Genomic DNA, 18,164 nt, shown 5'->3' with positions numbered 1-18,164 from the left:
CGCCCGCGCCGGAACCGGCCGCGCCCGAACCGGCCGACCAGGCCGGCGCGCCCGGCGCACCCGACCCGGCCGACGCGCCGGTCCCGCCGTCCGGGGCCGGGCCGGACGGCTTCACCGAACACGGCCTGCCCCGACGGCAGGACGAGCCCCCCGCGGACGAGGCGAGCTCCCCCGACGGCGCCGCGTCCACCTCATCCGGCCTCACCGGTGCCGGCGGCGGGCATCCCGAACCGACCCAGCCGGAGGACCTGCCACCCGTGCCCGACATCTCCACCACACCGTCCGGCCTGCCGGTCCGCGTGCCGCAGGCGAACCTCGCCGAACCGCTGCGCACGGACGAACCGCTCGTCGCCGACGAGCAGGACGAACCGGACGACCCGGGCCGCTCGCCCGAGGAGATCCAGCGGATCATGGGCTCCTACCAGCGCGGCACCCGGCAGGGGCGGTCGGACGCGGCCGAGGCCCTCGGCAATCAAGCAGCGGAAGGCGAGGAAGGTCAGTGACGCAGAAGACCGGTTCTTCATCCGACCTGGGTTTTTTGCTGGACGACCTGGTCCACCGGTTGCCGCACGCGCGCAACGCGGTGGTGCTGTCGGCCGACGGCCTGCTGATGGCCTCCTCGGCGGGCATGAGCCAGGACGACGGCGAGCACCTGTCCGCCGTGGCGGCGGGCATCCAGAGCCTCGCCAAGGGCGCGGGCACCCGGTTCGGCGGCGGCCCCGTCCGGCAGACGATCGTCGAGATGCAGTCGGCGTTCCTGCTGGTGTCGGTCGCCGGCAAGGGCGCCTGCCTGGCGGTGCTGGCCGGCGAGGAGGCCGACGTGGGCCTCATCGCCTACGAGATGGCGATGCTCGTCACGAGCATGGGGCACCACCTCACCTCGCCGTCGCGGTCGGAGACGGCGCAGGAGGGCCGGCCCGCATGATGCCGCCGGAGGAGCCGGGGCACGAGCCCTGGCCGCAGGACCCCGCGCTGCACACCCCCGGCCACGAGCGGATCTACGACGAGAGCGCCGGCCCGATGGTGCGCCCGTACGTGATGACGAGCGGTCGCATCGAACCCGTCCACGGCAAGTTCGACCTCATCACGCTGGTGGTGGCGGCCGGGCCCGAGCCGGAGGGCCCGATCGGCCTCGGCCCCGAGCACCTGTCGATCATCCGGCTGTGCCAGCAGGTGATGTCGGTCGCCGAGCTGACCGGCCACCTCGACCTTCCGGTGGCGACCGTGCGGGTGCTGCTCGGCGACCTGCTCGGCAAGGGGCTCGTCACGATGCAGGAGCCCGAACCGGAGGCGGACATGCACGACATCAGGCTCTACAAGGCGGTGATCGATGGTCTCCGGGCTCTCTGACGCCGGGGGCGGGCGGCGCGACGCGCGCGCCCGCCGGATGCCCACCGCGGTCAAGATCGTGATCGCGGGCGGTTTCGGGGTCGGTAAGACGACGATGGTCGGCACGGTCTCCGAGACGCGGCCGCTGCGCACGGAGGAGATCCTCACCGACGAGAGCGTCGGCGTCGACGACGTCTCCGGGGTGGAGCGCAAGAAGACCACCACGGTCGCGATGGACTTCGGCCGCCTCACGTTCCGCGACGAGTACGTCCTGTACCTGTTCGGCACGCCCGGGCAGGAGCGGTTCTGGTTCATGTGGGACGAGGTGTCGCTCGGCGCGCTCGGCGCGGTCGTGCTCGCCGACACCCGCCGGCTGTCGGACTGCTTCCCGTCGGTCGACTACTTCGAGCGGCGCGGCACCCCGTTCGTCGTGGCGGTGAACTGCTTCGAGGGCGCGCGGCAGTACGACCTCGCGGAGATCCAGCTCGCGCTGAACCTGGGGCCGAAGGTCCCGGTGATGCTGTGCGACGCCCGCCGCCTCGACTCCTGCAAGCAGGTGCTCATCGACCTCGTCCTGCATGCGATGAAGTCCCGCGGCCTGCCGGCGCTGGAGTCGCAGGGCGCCTGACCGCGCCTGACTACGCCTGACCGCGCCTGACCGCGCCCTAACGGCCGCCGGCCCCGGCGGCGGCCGGGGCGCGGTCCCGGGCCGTGCCTTCGGCGACGGCGCGGGAGAAGGCGCGGACGCGTGCGGTGGCGCGGTCGCGGTGCCAGACGAGGGTCAGCGCCGAGTCGGGCAGGCCGGTGAGCGGGACGAACACGACGTCGCCGCGCGCGTGGCGGCGGGCGGTCGGGACGCACAGCGGCATCGCGCCGCGTCCGGCGGCGACCAGCGCCAGGGCCTCCTGGATCGTGCCGGCCGCCGGCCCGGACGGGATCGTGCGCCCGCCGGGCGTCAGCCGCGGCGACTGCGCCTCGCGCCAGTACCGCGGGGCGGGTCCGGCGATCCGGATCAGCGGGTGCCCGGCCAGGTCCTCGGCGGGCACGGACGGGCGGTCCGCGAACGGATGGCGGGCGGGGACGGCGAGGCTCAGCGGCGCCTCGGAGAACACGGGGCCGGAGGCGAGGCCGGGCTCCCGCACGGGTGCGAGCACGATCGCGGCGTCGACGTCCCCGTCCCGGACCTGCCCGAACGGGTCGGCCAGCGGCACCTCGGCGGTCCGCACCTCGCAGCCGGGATGGTCGCGCTCGAACGCGCGGACGAGGCCGGCGAGGTCCTCGTCGAGCGAGCCGACGAAGCCGATCCGCAGCACGCCGCCGACGCCGCGGGCCCTGGCCCTCGCCGCGTCGACGGCGTCGAGGAGGGCGGTGTAGGCGGGGGCCAGCTCGTCGCGCAGGCTCGCGCCGAGCGGCGTCAGCCGGACGCGGCGGCTGGTGCGCTCGACGAGCCGGCCCCCGATCCGCGACTCCAGGGAGCGCAGCAGCTGGCTGACGCGGCTCTGGGAGAGGTAGAGCCGTTCCGCGGTCCGGCCGAAGTGCAGCTCCTCGCCGAGGACGAGGAAGCACTCGATCTCGCGGGCCTCCAGTTCCGGCACGTCGCTCCTCCGGTCGCCGATCGATGAGCCTCGCTCATAGAAGGATGCGGTCTTCGCCGTTGTTCCCGTGCCGCCGCCCGGCCAGGGTCGAAGGCATGACGGTTCCTTCCGAGTCCCCGCCGCGGGGCGGCCGGCCGGCGGTGCTCGCGGTCGCCGCGGCGACGTTCCTCGTCGTCACCAGCGAGATGCTGCCGGTGGGGCTGCTGACCTCGATCGGCCCGGACCTCGGCGCGTCCGCGGGCGCGGCCGGGCTGGCGATGACCGTGCCCGGCCTGGTCGCGGCGCTCTGCGCGCCCGCGCTGTCGGCGGCCACCGCCCGGCTGGACCGGCGCGCGGTGCTGGCCGGGCTGGCGGGCCTGCTGGCGGCTGCCGACCTCGGCTCGGCCGCCGCGCCCGGGCTGCCGGCGCTGCTGGCCACGCGGATCCTCGTCGGCGTGGCGATCGGCGGGGTGTGGGCGATCGCGGGCGGGCTCGCGGCGCGGCTGGTACCGGAACGCTCCATCGGCGCCGCCACCTCGCTCATCTTCGGCGGGATCTCGGTCGCGTCGGTGGCGGGCGTCCCCGCCGGCACGCTGATCGGCGACCTCGCTGGCTGGCGGGCCGCGTTCGCCGTCGCCGGAGCGCTGTCCCTGGCCGCCTGCGCGGCGCTCGCCGTGCTGCTGCCGCCGCTGCCCGCGACGGGCGCGGCACGCCCGCGGGACATGGCGCGGGTGCTGCGCGCACCGGGCGCGCGAGCCGGACTCGTCGTGACGTTCCTGCTGGTCAGCGGGCATTTCGCGGCGTACACCTACGTGCGGCCCGTGCTGGAGCGGGTGTCCGGCGTGGACCCGGACCTGATCAGCACCCTGCTGCTGCTGTACGGCGTCGCGGGCGTCGCCGGGAACTTCGCCGCGGGGACGGCCGCCGCGCGCGGACCGCGCCGCACCCTTCTGGCGATCACGGCGCTGCTCGCCCCGGCCGTGCTGCTGTTCCCGGTCGCCGGCCGGGCCCCGCTCCCGGCCGTCGCGCTGCTGGTGCTGTGGGGCGCCGCTTACGGCGGCGTGTCCGTCACCTTGCAGACGTGGCTGCTGCGGGCCGTGCCGCCGCTCGCCGCCGAACCGGCGTCGGCGCTGTTCGTCGCCGCGTTCAACCTCGCCATCTCGCTCGGGGCGCTGGCGGGCGGGCGCGTCGCCGACACCGCCGGGGAGGCCGGCGCCCTGTGGCTCGGCGGAGTGCTGAGCTCCCTCGCTCTGGCCGCCGCGGCGGTGCTGGGCCGCCCGCCGGGACCGGACGGCCGGTCCCGGCGCGCCGCGAGGACGAGCCGGACCGGCGAACCCGGCCGTCAGCCGGTGCGGGAGACCACGTAGTCGCAGAGGCCGGTGAAGGCGTCGCGGGCGGGGATGGCGGGGAGGGTGAGGAGTTCGGCGCGGGCGTCCTCCGCGTACTGGCGCAGGTCGGCGCGCGCGCGGTCCATCGCGGGGTGGGCGCGCAGGAGGGCGAGGGCCTCGGCGTGCAGCGCGTCGTCGGACAGGTCCTGGACGAGCAGCTCGCGCAGCCGGGCGTCGTCGGGGCCGGAGCCGACGCCGGCGAGGACGTGGTGCATCGGGAGGGTGCGGATGCCTTCGCGGAGGTCGGTGCCGGGGGTCTTGCCGGACTCCTCGGTCTCGGAGTCGATGTCGAGGATGTCGTCCGACAGCTGGAACGCGACGCCGATCTTCTCGCAGGCGGAGGTGATCGTGTCGACGACGCGGGCGGGGGCGCCCGACAGCAGCGCGCCGAACTGGCCGGACACCACGATGAGGGAGGCGGTCTTGTCGGCGACGACCTGCAGGTAGTGCTTGAGGGGGTCGGCGTCCTCCGCCGGGCCGACGGTCTCCTGGATCTGGCCGCGCACCAGCCGCGCGAACGCGCGGGCCTGGATCCGGACGGCCTCCGGGCCGAGGTCGGCGAGCAGGTCGGACGCGCGGGCGAACAGGTAGTCGCCGGTGAGGATCGCGACGGTGTTCGTCCAGCGGGAGTTCGCGGACGCCTGGCCGCGCCGGACCGTCGCCTCGTCCATGACGTCGTCGTGGTAAAGGGTGCCGAGGTGGGTCAGCTCGACGACGACGGCGGCGGGCACCACGCCGGCCGCGTCGGGATTCCCGAAGTGGGAGGCGAGCAGCACCAGCATCGGCCGGAACCGCTTCCCGCCCGCCTCGACGAGGTGCTTGGACGCCTGGCTGAGCAGCGGGTCCTCGCCCCGCACCGACTCCAGTAGCAGTTCCTCGACTGCGGCCAGGCGCTCCCTGGCATCGGCCGCGAGGGCCGAGTCGACGGGAAGCCCGAACGGGCCGGACTCCTGTCGAGCCGGCCCGCCGGACTTCTCAGCGATTGGGTCGCTCACCCAAGACTCCCTACCGGACGAACATGTGGGTCGTTGCGTGGCCCGCAAGGTCCAGAACGGGCTGCGGGATCACGCCGAGTACCACAGTAGCCGTCGCCCCGAGCGCCACCGCAGCCGCGGTCGCCGGCCCGGCGACGACGACGGGGCCGTCCGCCTCCGGCTCGCTGAAGAACATCACGACGATCACCTTCACGTAGAAGAAGGCGGCGACCGCGGAGGAGATGACGCCGACCACGACCAGCGGGGTCGCGCCGCCCTCGACGGCCGCCTTGAACACCGCGAACTTGCCGGTGAACCCGCTGGTCAGCGGGATGCCGGCGAAGGCGAGCAGGAAGAAGGAGAACACCCCGGCGACGACCGGGGAGCGCTTGCCGAGCCCCGCCCACCGCGACAGGTGCCCGGCCTCGCCGCCGGCGTCGCGCACCATCGTGACGACCGCGAAGGCGCCGATGGAGGTGAAGCCGTAGGCGACGAGGTAGAACATCGTGCTGGACAGGCCGTCGCGCGACGTGGCGACCACGCCCATGAGCAGGAAGCCCGCGTGCGCGATGGACGAGTACGCCAGCATCCGCTTGATGTCGGACTGCGTGATCGCGATGATCGCGCCGACCACCATCGTGAGAATCGCCACGCCCCACATGTAGGGCCGCCAGTCCCACTTCAGCGTCTCGAACCCGACGTAGTACACGCGGAGGATCCCGCCGAACGCGGCGACGACCGTGCACGACGCCATCAGCGCCGTGATCGGGGTCGGGGCGCCCTGGTACACGTCCGGCTTCCACATGTGGAACGGGACGCCGCCGAGCTTGAACAGCAGCCCGACCGACAGCAGCGCGACGCCCGCCAGCAGCAGGGTCTCGCTGCCGGCGTCCTTGCTGACCTGCGCGGAGATGTCCGACAGCCGGACCGACCCGGCGTAGCCGTACAGCAGCGCCGTCCCGTACAGGAAGAACGCCGAGGAGAACGCGCCGAGCAGGAAGTACTTGACGGCCGCCTCCTGGGAGAGCAGCCGCCGCCGGCGGGCGAGGCCGCACAGCAGGTACAGCGGCAGCGACATGACCTCCAGCGCCACGAACATGGTGAGCAGGTCGTTCGCGGCGGGGAACATCATCATGCCGCCGACCGCGAACATCATCAGCGGGAACACCTCGGTCTGGGTGATCCCGGCGGCGGTGCTGCGCTGCTCGGCCTCGCTGCCCGGCAGCGCGGACGCCTGCGCGGCGAAGTGGCCGCCGACGAGGCCGCCGCTGCGGCCGTTGCCGCGCTCGGCGATGAGCAGCAGGCTCACCAGGGCGAGGATGAGGATGGTGCCCTGGATGAACAGGGTCGGGCCGTCCACGCCGAGGGCGCCCTGCGCGGCGACGTGGTGCGGGTCGTCGCGCCAGCCGAGCAGGACCGTCCACACGAACGCGCCGGCGAGGCCGAGGAACGCGACCGGCACCTGCACCGCGTACCGCCAGGTGCGGCCGACGAACGCCTCGACGAGGACGCCCGCGACGGCGATGCCGAGGACGAGCAGCAGCGGTCCGATCTGCCCGTACTCGATGTGCGGCGCCGGGATGTCACCCCCCTGAGCCAGCACGGGGCTCAGCTGACTGGTCGGGCTCATGGACGGGCTCCGTTCTCGGCGACGTTACCGGTGAGCGTCGGCGCCGGGTCGTGCCGGTCGACACGGGCGAGCGTCTCCTTCACCGACGGGTTGATCACGTGCAGCACCGGCTGCGGGAAGAAGCCCATCGCCACGATGATCGCGATGATCGGGGCGACGGCCCACTTCTCGCGGGCCGTGAGGTCCTTCATGCCCTCGACGGCGGGGACCTTCGGGCCGCCCATCGTCCGCTGGTACATCCAGAGGACGTAGATGGCGGCGAGGACGACGCCGGTCACGGCGAAGCACGCGGCCACCTTGTAGCGGCTGAAGGTGCCGACCAGTACCAGGAACTCCGACACGAACGGCGACAGGCCGGGCAGCGAGAGCCCGGACAGGCCGGCGATGAGGAACGTCCCGGCGAGCACCGGCGCCGCCTTCTGCACCCCGCCGAAGTCGGTGATCTTCGCCGACCGGCGCCGGACGATCATGAAGCCGACGAGCAGGAACAGCGCGCCGGTGGAGAAGCCGTGGTTCACCATGTACAGCGCGGCGCCGGACTGGCCCTGCGAGGTCATCGCGAAGATGCCGAGCACGATGAACCCGAAGTGCGACACCGACGTGTAGGCGATGAGCCGCTTCAGGTCGACCTGCCCGATCGCGAGGATCGCGCCGTAGATGATGCTGATCACCGCGAACACGAGCACGGCGGGCGTCGCCCACTTGGCCGCGCCGGGGAACAGCTCCAGGCAGAACCGCAGCATCCCGTAGGTGCCGACCTTGTCGAGCACGCCGACGATCAGCACCAGGGCGCCGGGCGGCGACTGCTGCGCCGCGGTCGGCAGCCAGGTGTGCACCGGCACCATCGGCGCCTTGATCGCGAACGCGATGAAGAAGCCGAGGAACAGCCACTTGGCGGTGGTCGGGTCGACGTCCAGCCCGCGCAGCTCCTCGAACATGAAGGTGCCGTGCCCGAGGCCGCCCTCGCCGACCGGCTTGTTCGACAGCGGGTACAGCCAGATGACCGCGACGAGCATCAGCAGCCCGCCGAACAGCGAGTACAGCAGGAACTTCACCGCGGCGTAGGAGCGCTCGCGGGCGGCGCCGCCGCCGTAGTGCCCGATGAGGAAGTACACCGGGATGAGCATCGCCTCGAAGAAGACGTAGAACAGGAACACGTCGGTCGCCGCGAACACACCGATCATCGCGGCCTCGAGGGACAGCAGCAGCGCGAAGTAGCCCTTCACTGACCGCTTCGCCGGGACGTCCACGCCGCCGGACCGCTCGTCCTCGTTCCAGGACGCCAGCATGACCAGCGGGACGAGGATGACCGACAGCAGGATCAGGACCAGCGCGACGCCGTCGACGCCGAGCGCCCAGTGGATCCCGAACTCCTTGATCCACCAGTACTTCTCTTTGAACTGGAACCGGTCGCCGCCGGCGTCGAAGCCGGCCGCCATGGCCAGGGCGAGGACGCCCACGAGCGTGGAGACGCCGAACGAGAACCACTTGACCAGCGGCTCGTTGTCGCGCGGCAGCACGCTGACCGCGACGGCGCCCAGCAGCGGCAGCGCGATGAGGACGCTCAGCCAGGGAAAGTCACTCATGACACGTTCACCACCAGGAGGGCGGCCACGACGAGCGCGGCGCCGAAGAACATCGAGAGTGCGTAGGAGCGGGCGAACCCGGTCTGGATCCGGCGGAACCGCCCGGACGTGCCGCCGACGAGGGCGGCGAGCCCGTTGACGGCGCCGTCGACGCCGCGTCCGTCGAACCAGACCGCGAGCCGGGTCAGCCACTGGCCGGGCCGCATCAGCAGCGACTCGTTGATGGCGTCGCCGTACAGGTCCTTGCGGGCCGCGACGGTGACGAACGAGCCCTTGGGCGCCTCGCGCGGCACGGGCCGGCGGCCGTACTGCATCCAGGCGATCGCGAAACCGGCGATCATCAGGAGGAAGACCACGATGCCCGGCAGCGTGACCCACTTGAAGGACTCGGCATGCTCGGGCTTGCCGGTGACGGGCTCCAGGAAGTCGGAGAACCCGCCGAGGATCAGCAGGCCGCCCGCGGCGAGCGAGCCGACGGCGAGGACCATCAGCGGGATGGTCATCACCTTGGGCGACTCGTGCGGGTGCACGCCCTCCTCCCAGCGCTTCTCGCCGAAGAAGGTCATGATCATCACGCGCGACATGTAGTACGCGGTGATGCCCGCGCCGACGACCGCGCAGACGCCGAGGATGGCGCCGGACGTGCCGCCCTTGTCGAACGCGGCCTCGATGATGGCGTCCTTGGTGAACCAGCCGGACAGGAACGGGAACCCGATGATGGCGAGGAACCCGAGCCCGAACGTCACGTACGTCGCCATCATGACGCCGCGGAGCGCGCCGTAGTGGCGCATGTTCACGTCGTCGTTGGTGCCGTGCATGACGGAGCCGGCGCCGAGGAACAGGCCCGCCTTGAAGAAGCCGTGCGCGATGAGGTGCGCGATGGCGAACACGTAGCCCGGCCGGCCGAGGCCGGCGGCGAGCGTCATGTAGCCGATCTGCGACATCGTCGACCCGGCGAGGGCCTTCTTGATGTCGTCCTTGCCGCAACCGATGATCGCACCGGCGAGCAGCGTGGCCGCGCCGACGATCGTCACCACCAGCTGCGCGGTGTCGGACATCTCGAAGATCGGCCCGGAGCGGACGATCAGGTAGACGCCCGCGGTCACCATCGTCGCCGCGTGGATGAGCGCCGACACCGGGGTCGGGCCCTCCATCGCGTCGAGGAGCCAGGACTGCAGCGGCAGCTGCGCCGACTTGCCGCACGCGCCGAGCAGGAGCAGCAGCCCGATCGCGGTCGCGGTGCCGGAGCTCAGCTTCGTCGCGAGGCCGGCGTGCTCGGCGCCCGCGCCGAGGATCGGGCCGAAGTCGACGGTGCCGAACGTGGAGAACATGAGCGCGATCGCGATGATCAGCCCCATGTCGCCGACGCGGTTGACGACGAACGCCTTCTTCGCCGCGGTCGCCGCGGTCGGCTTGTGCTGCCAGAACCCGATCAGCAGGTACGAGGCGAGGCCGACGCCCTCCCAGCCGAGGAACAGCACGAGGAAGTTCCCGCCGAGCACCAGCAGCAGCATCGCCGCGACGAACAGGTTCAGGTAGCCGAAGAACCGGCGCCGGTCGGGGTCCTCGGCCATGTAGCCGACGGAGTAGATGTGGATGAGCGAGCCCACCCCGGTGATCAGCAGGACGAAGCTGATGGACAGCGGGTCCACCAGCAGGTCCATGCCGATCTTGAACTGGCCGACGTCGATGAAGTCCCACAGGTGCACGGTGCGGCGCCGCTCGGCGTCGTCGTAGCCGAGCATCTGGACGAGCATCGCGACGCCGATGGCGAACGACGCCACCGGCGTCGCCACGCCGAGCAGGTGCCCCCACCTGTCGGTGCGCCGGCCTCCGAGCAGGAGGATCGCGGCGCCCAGCAGGGGCAGCGCGACGAGAAGCCAGGACGCGGCCTGGATGCCTTCCGCTTTCATCCCCGACCTCTCAGTACTTCAGCAGGTTCGCGTCGTCCACCGACGAGGACCTGCGGGTCCGGAAGATGGTCATGATGATCGCCAGGCCGACCACGACCTCCGCCGCGGCCACCACCATCACGAAGAACGCGATGATCTGGCCGTCGAGGGTGCCGTGCATGCGGGAGAACGTCACGAACGCGAGGTTCGTGGCGTTCAGCATGAGCTCGACGCACATGAACACCACGATCGCGTTGCGGCGCACGAGGACGCCGAGGGCTCCGATGGTGAACAGGATCGCCGAGAGCGCCAGGTAGTGCCCCGGACTCATTGACCAGCCTCGCCTTCACGCTCGTTGCCGCCCGCGCCGCCGCCCGCGTTCCCGCCGGCGGCCGGCGTGCCGGCCCTGACGACGCGCGACTCGGCGTCCGCGTCCTTCGCCTCTTCGGTGGCCGCCTTGACCGCGGCGACGTCCTCGTCCACCGCGCCCTGCTCGGTCCCGCCGTACAGGTCGGCGTGCCGTTCGGAGGTGTCGGTCTGCGCCGCGATGACGGGGTTGATCGACAGCTTCGAGGGCGTCCCGTCCGGGAGCAGCGCCGGCATGTCGACGGCGTTGTGCCGCGCGTACGTGCCGGGGCCGGGCAGCGGGCCCGGGTGCGCGCCGGACGCGAACCGCTCCTTGGACAGGTCCTTCTGCGTCGGCTTCGGCTCGGTCCGCTCGCGGTGCGCCAGCACCATCGCGCCCAGCGCCGCGGTGATCAGCAGCGCGCTGGTCGCCTCGAACGCGAACACGTACTTGGTGAACAGCAGCCGCGCGAGGCCGAGGACGTTGCCGTCGGCGTTGGCGGCCTTCAGCCCGGCGGAGTCGCCGAGCGCGGCGTTGCCGAGCCCCGCGGCGAGCAGCACGAAGAACCCGATCGCGACGACGACCGCCCAGAACCGCTGGCCCTTGATCGTCTCCACCAGCGAGTCGGTGGAGGTGACGCCGACGAGCATCAGCACGAACAGGAACAGCATCAGCACCGCGCCGGTGTAGACGATCACCTGGACGAACGCCAGGAACGGCGCGTTCTGGATCGCGTACATCGCGGCGAGGCAGAGCATCACGGTCGCCAGCAGCAGCGCCGAGTGCACCGCCTTGCGGACGAGGATCATGCCGAGCGCGGCGCACACCGACACGATCGCCAGCAGCCAGAAGAAGAACGGCTCGCCGGACTGCTTGTCGGCGACGTGGCCCGCGAGGACCCCGGCGGCCTGGAGGTGGGCGGTCACTTGCCCTCACCGCCCCTGGCCGCCTTCTCCCGCTTCACCGCGCTGTCGGCGCTCGCCCGCCCGCCGCCCTCGGCGGAGATGGTCGGCGCGTCCTCGGGCTGGAGACCCTCCGGCTTGAGACCGAGACGGTAGTAGTCCTCCTCGGTGTCGCCGAGCCGCATCTCGTGCGGCGGCGCCTCCATGCCCTCGCGCAGCGGCGCGAGCAGCATGTCCTTGGTGTAGATCAGGCTCTCGCGGCTGTCGTCGGCGAGCTCGTACTCGTTGGTCATCGTCAGCGCCCGCGTCGGGCACGCCTCGATGCACAGGCCGCAGAGGATGCACCGCAGATAGTTGATCTGGTAGGTGCGGCCGTACCGCTCGCCGGGCGAGTACCGCTCGTCCTCGGTGTTGTCGGCGCCCTCGACGAAGATGGCGTCGGCGGGACAGGCCCAGGCGCACAGCTCGCAGCCGACGCACTTCTCCAGGCCGTCCGGCCACCGGTTGAGCTGGTGCCGCCCGTGGAAGCGCGGGGCGGTCGGCTTCTTCACCTCGGGGTACTGAACGGTCTCGCTCTTCATGAACATCTGGTGGAACGAGACCCCGAACCCCTTGACCGGATTCAGGAAATCAGTGAGTCCCACTGGTGACCTCCTCGGAGGCGGATTCGATCGTGGCCGGGCGGGCCGGCTTCTCGCGGGCCCGGCCGTGGTAGTGGGGGGCGTCCATCGGCGGCACCGGGAAGCCGCCGGCGGCCGGGTCCCGGGGAGCGGGCGCCTCGGCGCCCGGGACGATCTCGCCGCCCTCGCCGCCGCGGACCATCTCCCAGACCACCGTGACCACCAGGACGACGGCGATGACCCCGGCGGTGATCCACAGGATCTGCTGGATGTCGTAGCCGTCGTTCTTGAACGCCTTGATGGTGGACACGAGCAGGATCCAGGCCAGCGAGACCGGCATGAGGATCTTCCAGCCGAGCTTCATCAACTGGTCGTAGCGGACCCGCGGGAGCGAGCCGCGCAGCCAGATGAAGAAGAAGATGAACAGCCACAGCTTGACCAGGAACCACAGCACCGGCCACCAGCCGGCGTTGGCGCCCGACCACACGGTGGAGATCGGCGCGGGCGCCCGCCAGCCGCCGAGGAACAGCGTCGTGCACAGCGCCGACAGCGTCGCCAGGTTGATGTACTCGGCGAGGAAGAACATCGCGAACTTCAGCGACGAGTACTCGGTGTGGAAGCCGCCGACCAGCTCGCCCTCGCCCTCGGGCAGGTCGAACGGGATGCGGTTCGACTCGCCCATCATCGTGATCACGTAGACCACGAAGGACGGGGCGAGCAGCACCGCGAACCAGATGTGGTCCTGCTTGGCGACGATCTCGGAGGTGGACATCGACCCGGCGAACATGAACACCGCGACGAACGACAGCCCCATCGCGATCTCGTAGGAGATCATCTGCGCGGACGAGCGGAGCCCGCCGAGCAGCGAGTACGGCGACATCGACGACCAGCCCGCCAGCACGATCCCGTAGATGCCCATCGACGACATCGCGAGCACCAGCAGCACCGCGACCGGCAGGTCGGTGCCCTGCAGCGCGGTGTGGTGCCCGAAGACCGACACCGTCGGGCCGAACGGGATGATGATGAACGAGATGAACGCCGGCACCGCCGACATCACCGGCGCGAGGACGAACACGACCTTGTCGACCTGGCGGGGGACGATGTCCTCCTTCAGCGCCAGCTTCACGCCGTCGGCGAGGCCCTGCAGCAGGCCCTGGGGCCCGGCGCGGTTCGGGCCGACGCGCAGCTGCATCCGCCCGATGACCCGCCGCTCGACCCACATCGACAGCAGGACGGTCAGCACCAGGAAGACGAAGATGACCAGGACCTTGCCGCCGATCAGCCACCACGGGTCCTTGCCGAACGTGGCGAGCGTCGGATCGGCGGCGGGCGCCGCAAGCGGACTCATCGGGTACCTCCCGCGTTCTCGGTCGGGCGGGCGAGCACGCCGCTCGCGATCTTGACGACGCCGCCCGCCGCCGCGCCCAGGTCCCGGTGGAGGGCGCAGCCGGCCGAGTTCGTCGGCAGCCACACCACCCGGTCGGGCAGGTCGGCGGTGATCTCCAGCGGGAGCGTCACCTCGCCGCGCGGCCCCGACACCGTGACGGCCGCGGTCGCGCCGATCTCCGCCGCGGTCGCGGGCGACAGCCGGGCCACCGCGGCCTTGGCGGTGCCCGCGAGGAACGGCTCGCCGTCCTGGAGGCGGCCCCGGTCCAGCAGCAGCCGCCAGGTCGCGAGCAGCGCCTCGCCCTGCTCGGGGTGCGGCGGCAGCGCCTGCGCGACGTCCGGCGGCTCCGGCCGCTCGCCGCGGTGGGCGCCGAGCTGCGCCAGCTCCCGCCGCGCCGCCTCCGGGCCGGGCAGCCCGAGGTGGACGTCCATCTCGTCGGCGAGCGCCTGCAGGACCCGCAGGTCCGACAGCTTCCCGGCGGACTTCAGCACGACGTCGAACGGGCGGCCGCGGCCCTCCCAGTCGACGAACGTGCCGGCCTTCTCGGCGACGGCCGCGACGGGCAGCACCACGTCGGCGCGGTCGGTGACCGCGCTCGGCCGCTGCTCCAGGCTCACCACGAACGGGGTGGCCTCCAGCGCGCGCAGCGCCGCGTCCGGGTCGGGCAGGTCGTAGGGGTCGACGCCGCCGACGAGCAGCGCGCCGAGCCGTCCGGCACCGGCCGCCGCGACGATCCCGGCGGTGTCCTCGCCGGGCCCGGCGGGCAGGTCCGCGACGCCCCAGGCGCGGGCGACCTCGGCGCGCGCCTCCGGGTCGGCGACGGGGCGGCCGATCGGCAGCAGCCCGGGCAGCGCCCCGGCCTCGATCGCGCCGCGCTCCCCGGCCCGGCGCGGCACCCATGCCAGCCGGGCGCCGGTGACCTGCGCGAGCCGGACCGCCGAGGTCAGCGCGCCGGGGCTGGTGGCGAGCCGCTCGCCCAGCATGATGACGGCGCCGGGCGTCTCCAGCAGCGTCCGGACGCCGGCGCGGGACGGGTCGCCGATCAGCGAGCCGAGCGTCTCCGACTCCGATCCGGGCGCGGTCGCGAGCAGCGTCCCGCCGACCTTCTGCAGGCCGCGGGTCGCGAACGGGGCGATCCCGAACACCTTCAGCCCGTTCTTGCGGAACGCCTTGCGGAGCCGCAGGAACACGATCGGGGACTCCTCCTCCGGCTCGAAGCCGGCGAGGACGACCACGGGCGCCTTCTCCAGGTCGGCGTAGGACACCTCGATCGGGCGGCCCGCGACCGAGGAGGCGAGGAACCGCGACTCCTCGTCCGACAGCGGCCGGGCCCGGAAGTCCACGTCGTTGGTGTGCAGCGCGATCCGCGCGAACTTGGCGTAGGCGTAGGCGTCCTCAAGGGTGACGCGCCCGCCGGTCAGGACGCCCGCGGAGCCGCGCGCCGCCGCGAGCCCGCGGGCCGCGACGGTCAGCGCCTCCGGCCACGACGCCACTTCCAGCTCGCCGTCCTCGTTCCGGACGAGCGGGTGCGTGAGCCGCTCGGGGCGCGTCCCGTAGGTGAACGCCCAGCGGCCCTTGTCGCAGTTCCACTCCTCGTTGACCTGCGGGTCGTCCCCGGCCAGCCGGCGGGTGATCTTCCCGCGCCGGTGGTCGGTGCGCAGCGCGCAGCCGGACGCGCAGTGCTCGCAGACGCTCGGCTGCGACACCAGGTCGAACGGCCGGGACCGGAACCGGTACGCGGCGCCGGTCAGCGCCCCGACCGGGCAGATCTGCACCGTGTTCCCGGAGAAGTAGGACTGGAACGGCTTGCCGTCCGCCGCGCCGACCTGCTCCTTCGCGCCGCGCTCGAACAGGTCGATGAACGCGTCGCCGGCGATCTGGTCGGAGAACCGGGTGCAGCGGGCGCACTGGATGCAGCGCTCCCGGTCCAGCAGCACCTGGCTGGACAGCGGGATCGGCTTCGGGAACGTCCGCTTGGTCTCGACGAACCGGGACTCGCCGCGCCCGTTGGACATCGCCTGGTTCTGCAGCGGGCACTCGCCGCCCTTGTCGCAGATCGGGCAGTCCAGCGGGTGGTTGATCAGCAGCAGCTCCATCACGCCGTGCTGCGCCTTGTCGGCGACCGGCGAGGTCAGCTGGGTCTTGACGACCATTCCGGGCATCACCGTGGTGGTGCACGACGCCTGCGGCTTCGGCATCCCGCGCCCGTTGCCGGCGTCGGGGATCTCCACCAGGCACTGCCGGCAGGCCCCGACCGGGTCCAGCAGCGGATGGTCGCAGAACCGCGGGATCTGGATGCCGAGCAGCTCGGCGGCCCGGATGATCAGCGTGCCCTTCGGCACCTCGATCTCGAAGCCGTCGATGGTGCAGGAGACCATCTCGACCGGCTTCTCCACCGCCGACTTGTCGTCGGTGACGGTCACTTCGCACCTCCCCAGAGGGTGGACTTGGCCGGGTCGAACGGGCAGCCGCCCTGCTCGAAGTGCCGGAGGTACTCGTCCCGGAACAGCTTGATCGACGAGACCACCGGGCTCGTCGCGCCGTCGCCGAGGGCGCAGAACGAGCGGCCGAGGATGTTGTCGGACAGGTCGAGGAGCGTCTCCAGGTCCTCTTCCTCGCCCTGGCCCGCCTCCAGCCGCTTCAGCATCTGCTTGTACCAGTAGGTGCCTTCGCGGCACGGCGTGCACTTGCCGCACGACTCGTGCGCGTAGAACTCCGACCAGCGCAGCACGGCGCGGACGACGCAGGTCGTCTCGTCGAAGATCTGCAGGGCGCGGGTGCCGAGCATCGACCCGGCGGCGCCGACGGACTCGAAGTCCAGCGGCACGTCCAGGTGCTCCTCGGTGAAGATCGGGGTGGACGACCCGCCGGGCGTCCAGAACTTCAGCCGGTGCCCCTCGCGGATCCCGCCCGCCATGTCGAGCAGTTCCCGCAGCGTGATGCCGAGCGGCGCCTCGTACTGCCCGGGCCGGGTGACGTGCCCGGACAGCGAGAAGATGCCGTAGCCCGCGGACTTCTCGGTGCCCATCGAGGTGAACCAGTCGGCGCCGTTCTCGACGATCGAGGGAACCGACGAGATCGACTCGACGTTGTTGATGACGGTGGGGCCGCCGTACAGGCCCGAGACCGCCGGGAAGGGGGGCTTGAGCCTGGGCTGACCGCGGTACCCCTCCAGGGAGTCCAGCAGCGCCGTCTCCTCGCCGCAGATGTAGGCGCCGGCGCCGGTGTGCACGACCACGTCCAGGTCGTAGCCGGAGCCGAGGATGTCCGTGCCGATGTACCCGGCCTCGCGCGCCTCGGCGACCGCCTGCTGCAGCCGGCGGATCACGTGCAGCACCTCGCCGCGCACGTAGATGAACGCCTGGTTCGACTTGATGGCGTAGGAGCTGATGATGACGCCCTCGACGAGGACGTGCGGGTTCGCCATCATCAGCGGGATGTCCTTGCAGGTCCCCGGCTCGGACTCGTCGGCGTTGACGACGAGGTAGCGCGGGTTCGGGCTCTCGGCGGGCAGGAACCCCCACTTCATGCCGGTGGGGAACCCGGCGCCGCCGCGGCCGCGCAGGCCGGAGTCCTTGACCATCTGGACGATCTCGTCCGGCGCCAGCCCGAGCGCCTTGCGCAGCGCCCGGTAGCCGCCCTCGCGCTCGTAGCCCGCGAGGGTGAACGAGTCGGCCTGATCCCAGTTCTTCGTGAGGATCGGGGTGAGCGTGGTCACTGGTTACGACCCTCCTGGCTGCCCGGCTTCACGTCGCCGCCGATCGGCTTGCCCGGCTCGTTGGGCGGCGGATCGGTGATCTCGCCCGGCCGGACCGGCTCCTCGGGCGCCGCCCCGCCGGTGTCGGCGGACGGGGCCTGCCAGCCGCGCTGCTTCGCGAGCTCCAGCCCGCGCAGCGACTCCGGCCCGGCCTGGACGCCCTCGTGGGCGCGGCCGTCGGGGAACCCGGCGAGCACCCGGGACGCGTCCTTCCAGCTGCACAGCTTGTTCGGCCCGCGCGAAGGAAGCACTTCCTTACCCGAGCGCAGGTCGTCGACCAGCTGCTTGGCCTTCTCGGGAGTCATGTTGTCGAAGAACTCCCAGTTGACCATCATCACCGGCGCGAAGTCGCAGGCCGCGTTGCACTCGATCCGCTCCAGGCTGACCTTGCCGTCCGGGGTGGCCTCGTCGTGCCCGACCCCGGTGTGCTCGGTCAGCTCGTTCCAGATCTGGTCGCCGCCCATCACCGCGCACAGCGTGTTGATGCACACGCCCACGTGGAACTCGCCGACCGGCTCGTGCTTGTACTGCGTGTAGAACGTCGACACGCCCGTCACCTGGGCCGGCGTGATGCCGAGCTGCTCGGCGCAGAACTCGATGCCGTCCTGCGAGACGTGCCCCTCCTCCGACTGCACCAGGTGCAGCAGCGGGAGCAGCGCCGACCGCGGCTTCGGATACCGGCCGATGATCTGCTTCGCGTCGCGCTCGAGGCGCTCGCGCACTTCCGGTTCGAACGTCATCGGTCCACTCCCCCCATGACCGGGTCGATGCTGGCCACC

General features: G+C 72.0%; 16 protein-coding genes and 1 pseudogene. 5 read left to right on the top strand and 12 right to left on the bottom strand.

The window, feature by feature from the left end; translation table 11 throughout:
- From F9B16_RS51270 to F9B16_RS28370, 4 genes and pseudogenes are all read left to right on the top strand, one after another.
- Window positions 1-503, top strand: a pseudogene (locus F9B16_RS51270) (hypothetical protein); the annotation flags it as partial.
- Entirely contained in the window at window positions 500-925 is a 426-nt protein-coding gene (locus F9B16_RS28380) for a roadblock/LC7 domain-containing protein (protein ID WP_151543267.1), read from the top strand. The pseudogene F9B16_RS51270 and the gene F9B16_RS28380, both read left to right, overlap by 4 nt.
- The gene (locus tag F9B16_RS28375; RefSeq protein ID WP_151543266.1) at window positions 922-1,350 is read left to right on the top strand and encodes a DUF742 domain-containing protein; all 429 of its coding nucleotides are present in this window, start codon (window positions 922-924) and stop codon (window positions 1,348-1,350) included. Before F9B16_RS28380 ends, F9B16_RS28375 begins: the two co-directional genes overlap by 4 nt.
- Window positions 1,331-1,957, top strand: a complete 627-nt coding sequence (locus F9B16_RS28370) for a GTP-binding protein (RefSeq protein WP_151543265.1) — start codon at window positions 1,331-1,333, stop codon at window positions 1,955-1,957. Before F9B16_RS28375 ends, F9B16_RS28370 begins: the two co-directional genes overlap by 20 nt.
- 37 nt (window positions 1,958-1,994) lie before the next feature.
- On the opposite strand, the gene F9B16_RS28365 is transcribed toward F9B16_RS28370, so the two are convergent.
- The gene (locus tag F9B16_RS28365; protein ID WP_151543264.1) at window positions 1,995-2,924 is read right to left on the bottom strand and encodes a LysR family transcriptional regulator; all 930 of its coding nucleotides are present in this window, start codon (window positions 2,922-2,924) and stop codon (window positions 1,995-1,997) included.
- 95 nt (window positions 2,925-3,019) lie between these two features.
- On the opposite strand from F9B16_RS28365, the gene F9B16_RS28360 reads away from it, so the two are divergent.
- Window positions 3,020-4,270, top strand: coding sequence for an MFS transporter (locus F9B16_RS28360; protein WP_151543263.1), 1,251 nt, complete (start codon window positions 3,020-3,022; stop codon window positions 4,268-4,270).
- On the opposite strand, the gene F9B16_RS28355 is transcribed toward F9B16_RS28360, so the two are convergent.
- From F9B16_RS28355 to nuoE, 11 genes are read right to left on the bottom strand one after another with little or no spacing between them, the layout of a single operon-like run.
- Entirely contained in the window at window positions 4,246-5,286 is a 1,041-nt protein-coding gene (locus tag F9B16_RS28355) for a polyprenyl synthetase family protein (RefSeq protein ID WP_404800523.1), read from the bottom strand. The two genes, F9B16_RS28360 and F9B16_RS28355, sit on opposite strands and share 25 nt — an antisense overlap.
- A 10-nt stretch (window positions 5,287-5,296) precedes the next feature.
- Entirely contained in the window at window positions 5,297-6,895 is a 1,599-nt protein-coding gene (gene nuoN / locus F9B16_RS28350; protein WP_151543262.1) for an NADH-quinone oxidoreductase subunit NuoN, read from the bottom strand.
- Window positions 6,892-8,481 (bottom strand): NADH-quinone oxidoreductase subunit M, encoded by a 1,590-nt coding sequence (locus tag F9B16_RS28345; RefSeq protein WP_151543261.1) that lies wholly within the window; start codon window positions 8,479-8,481, stop codon window positions 6,892-6,894. The genes nuoN and F9B16_RS28345 overlap by 4 nt, the downstream gene beginning before the upstream one ends.
- The gene (gene nuoL, locus F9B16_RS28340; RefSeq protein ID WP_192809033.1) at window positions 8,478-10,394 is read right to left on the bottom strand and encodes an NADH-quinone oxidoreductase subunit L; all 1,917 of its coding nucleotides are present in this window, start codon (window positions 10,392-10,394) and stop codon (window positions 8,478-8,480) included. The genes F9B16_RS28345 and nuoL overlap by 4 nt, the downstream gene beginning before the upstream one ends.
- 10 nt (window positions 10,395-10,404) lie before the next feature.
- Complete coding sequence (gene nuoK, locus F9B16_RS28335) at window positions 10,405-10,704, bottom strand: NADH-quinone oxidoreductase subunit NuoK (protein WP_151543260.1); 300 nt, start codon at window positions 10,702-10,704, stop codon at window positions 10,405-10,407.
- Window positions 10,701-11,645: an NADH-quinone oxidoreductase subunit J gene (locus F9B16_RS28330; RefSeq protein WP_151543259.1), complete on the bottom strand. Its 945-nt coding sequence runs from the start codon at window positions 11,643-11,645 to the stop codon at window positions 10,701-10,703. The genes nuoK and F9B16_RS28330 overlap by 4 nt, the downstream gene beginning before the upstream one ends.
- Entirely contained in the window at window positions 11,642-12,265 is a 624-nt protein-coding gene (nuoI, locus tag F9B16_RS28325) for an NADH-quinone oxidoreductase subunit NuoI (protein WP_151543258.1), read from the bottom strand. Before nuoI ends, F9B16_RS28330 begins: the two co-directional genes overlap by 4 nt.
- Window positions 12,252-13,589, bottom strand: a complete 1,338-nt coding sequence (gene nuoH, locus F9B16_RS28320; RefSeq protein ID WP_151543257.1) for an NADH-quinone oxidoreductase subunit NuoH — start codon at window positions 13,587-13,589, stop codon at window positions 12,252-12,254. Before nuoH ends, nuoI begins: the two co-directional genes overlap by 14 nt.
- A complete protein-coding gene (locus tag F9B16_RS28315; protein ID WP_151543256.1) occupies window positions 13,586-16,051 on the bottom strand; it encodes an NADH-quinone oxidoreductase subunit G in 2,466 nt (821 codons plus the stop codon). Before F9B16_RS28315 ends, nuoH begins: the two co-directional genes overlap by 4 nt.
- On the bottom strand, window positions 16,048-17,346 hold the full coding sequence (nuoF, locus tag F9B16_RS28310; RefSeq protein ID WP_151543255.1) for an NADH-quinone oxidoreductase subunit NuoF: 1,299 nt from the start codon (window positions 17,344-17,346) through the stop codon (window positions 16,048-16,050). Before nuoF ends, F9B16_RS28315 begins: the two co-directional genes overlap by 4 nt.
- Window positions 17,343-18,125 (bottom strand): NADH-quinone oxidoreductase subunit NuoE, encoded by a 783-nt coding sequence (gene nuoE / locus F9B16_RS28305; protein WP_151543254.1) that lies wholly within the window; start codon window positions 18,123-18,125, stop codon window positions 17,343-17,345. Before nuoE ends, nuoF begins: the two co-directional genes overlap by 4 nt.
- Between the last annotated feature and the right edge of the window lie 39 nt (window positions 18,126-18,164).

Origin of the sequence: Actinomadura montaniterrae, from assembly GCF_008923365.1 — a bacterium.
Lineage (GTDB): Bacteria > Actinomycetota > Actinomycetes > Streptosporangiales > Streptosporangiaceae > Spirillospora > Spirillospora montaniterrae.
Note: the sequence above shows the minus strand (reverse complement) of the source record. Positions and strands in the feature narration are given on the sequence as shown.

Bases quoted from the DNA above. Each gene is read 5' to 3' on its own strand.
- nuoH (WP_151543257.1), bottom strand. From the start codon at position 13,589: ATGAGTCCGCTTGCGGCGCCCGCCGCCGATCCGACGCTCGCCACGTTC.
- nuoK (WP_151543260.1), bottom strand. From the start codon at position 10,704: ATGAGTCCGGGGCACTACCTGGCGCTCTCGGCGATCCTGTTCACCATC.
- F9B16_RS28345 (WP_151543261.1), bottom strand. From the start codon at position 8,481: ATGAGTGACTTTCCCTGGCTGAGCGTCCTCATCGCGCTGCCGCTGCTG.
- F9B16_RS28360 (WP_151543263.1), top strand. From the start codon at position 3,020: ATGACGGTTCCTTCCGAGTCCCCGCCGCGGGGCGGCCGGCCGGCGGTG.
- F9B16_RS28375 (WP_151543266.1), top strand. From the start codon at position 922: ATGATGCCGCCGGAGGAGCCGGGGCACGAGCCCTGGCCGCAGGACCCC.
- nuoL (WP_192809033.1), bottom strand. From the start codon at position 10,394: ATGAAAGCGGAAGGCATCCAGGCCGCGTCCTGGCTTCTCGTCGCGCTG.
- nuoN (WP_151543262.1), bottom strand. From the start codon at position 6,895: ATGAGCCCGACCAGTCAGCTGAGCCCCGTGCTGGCTCAGGGGGGTGAC.
- F9B16_RS28370 (WP_151543265.1), top strand. From the start codon at position 1,331: ATGGTCTCCGGGCTCTCTGACGCCGGGGGCGGGCGGCGCGACGCGCGC.
- nuoE (WP_151543254.1), bottom strand. From the start codon at position 18,125: ATGACGTTCGAACCGGAAGTGCGCGAGCGCCTCGAGCGCGACGCGAAG.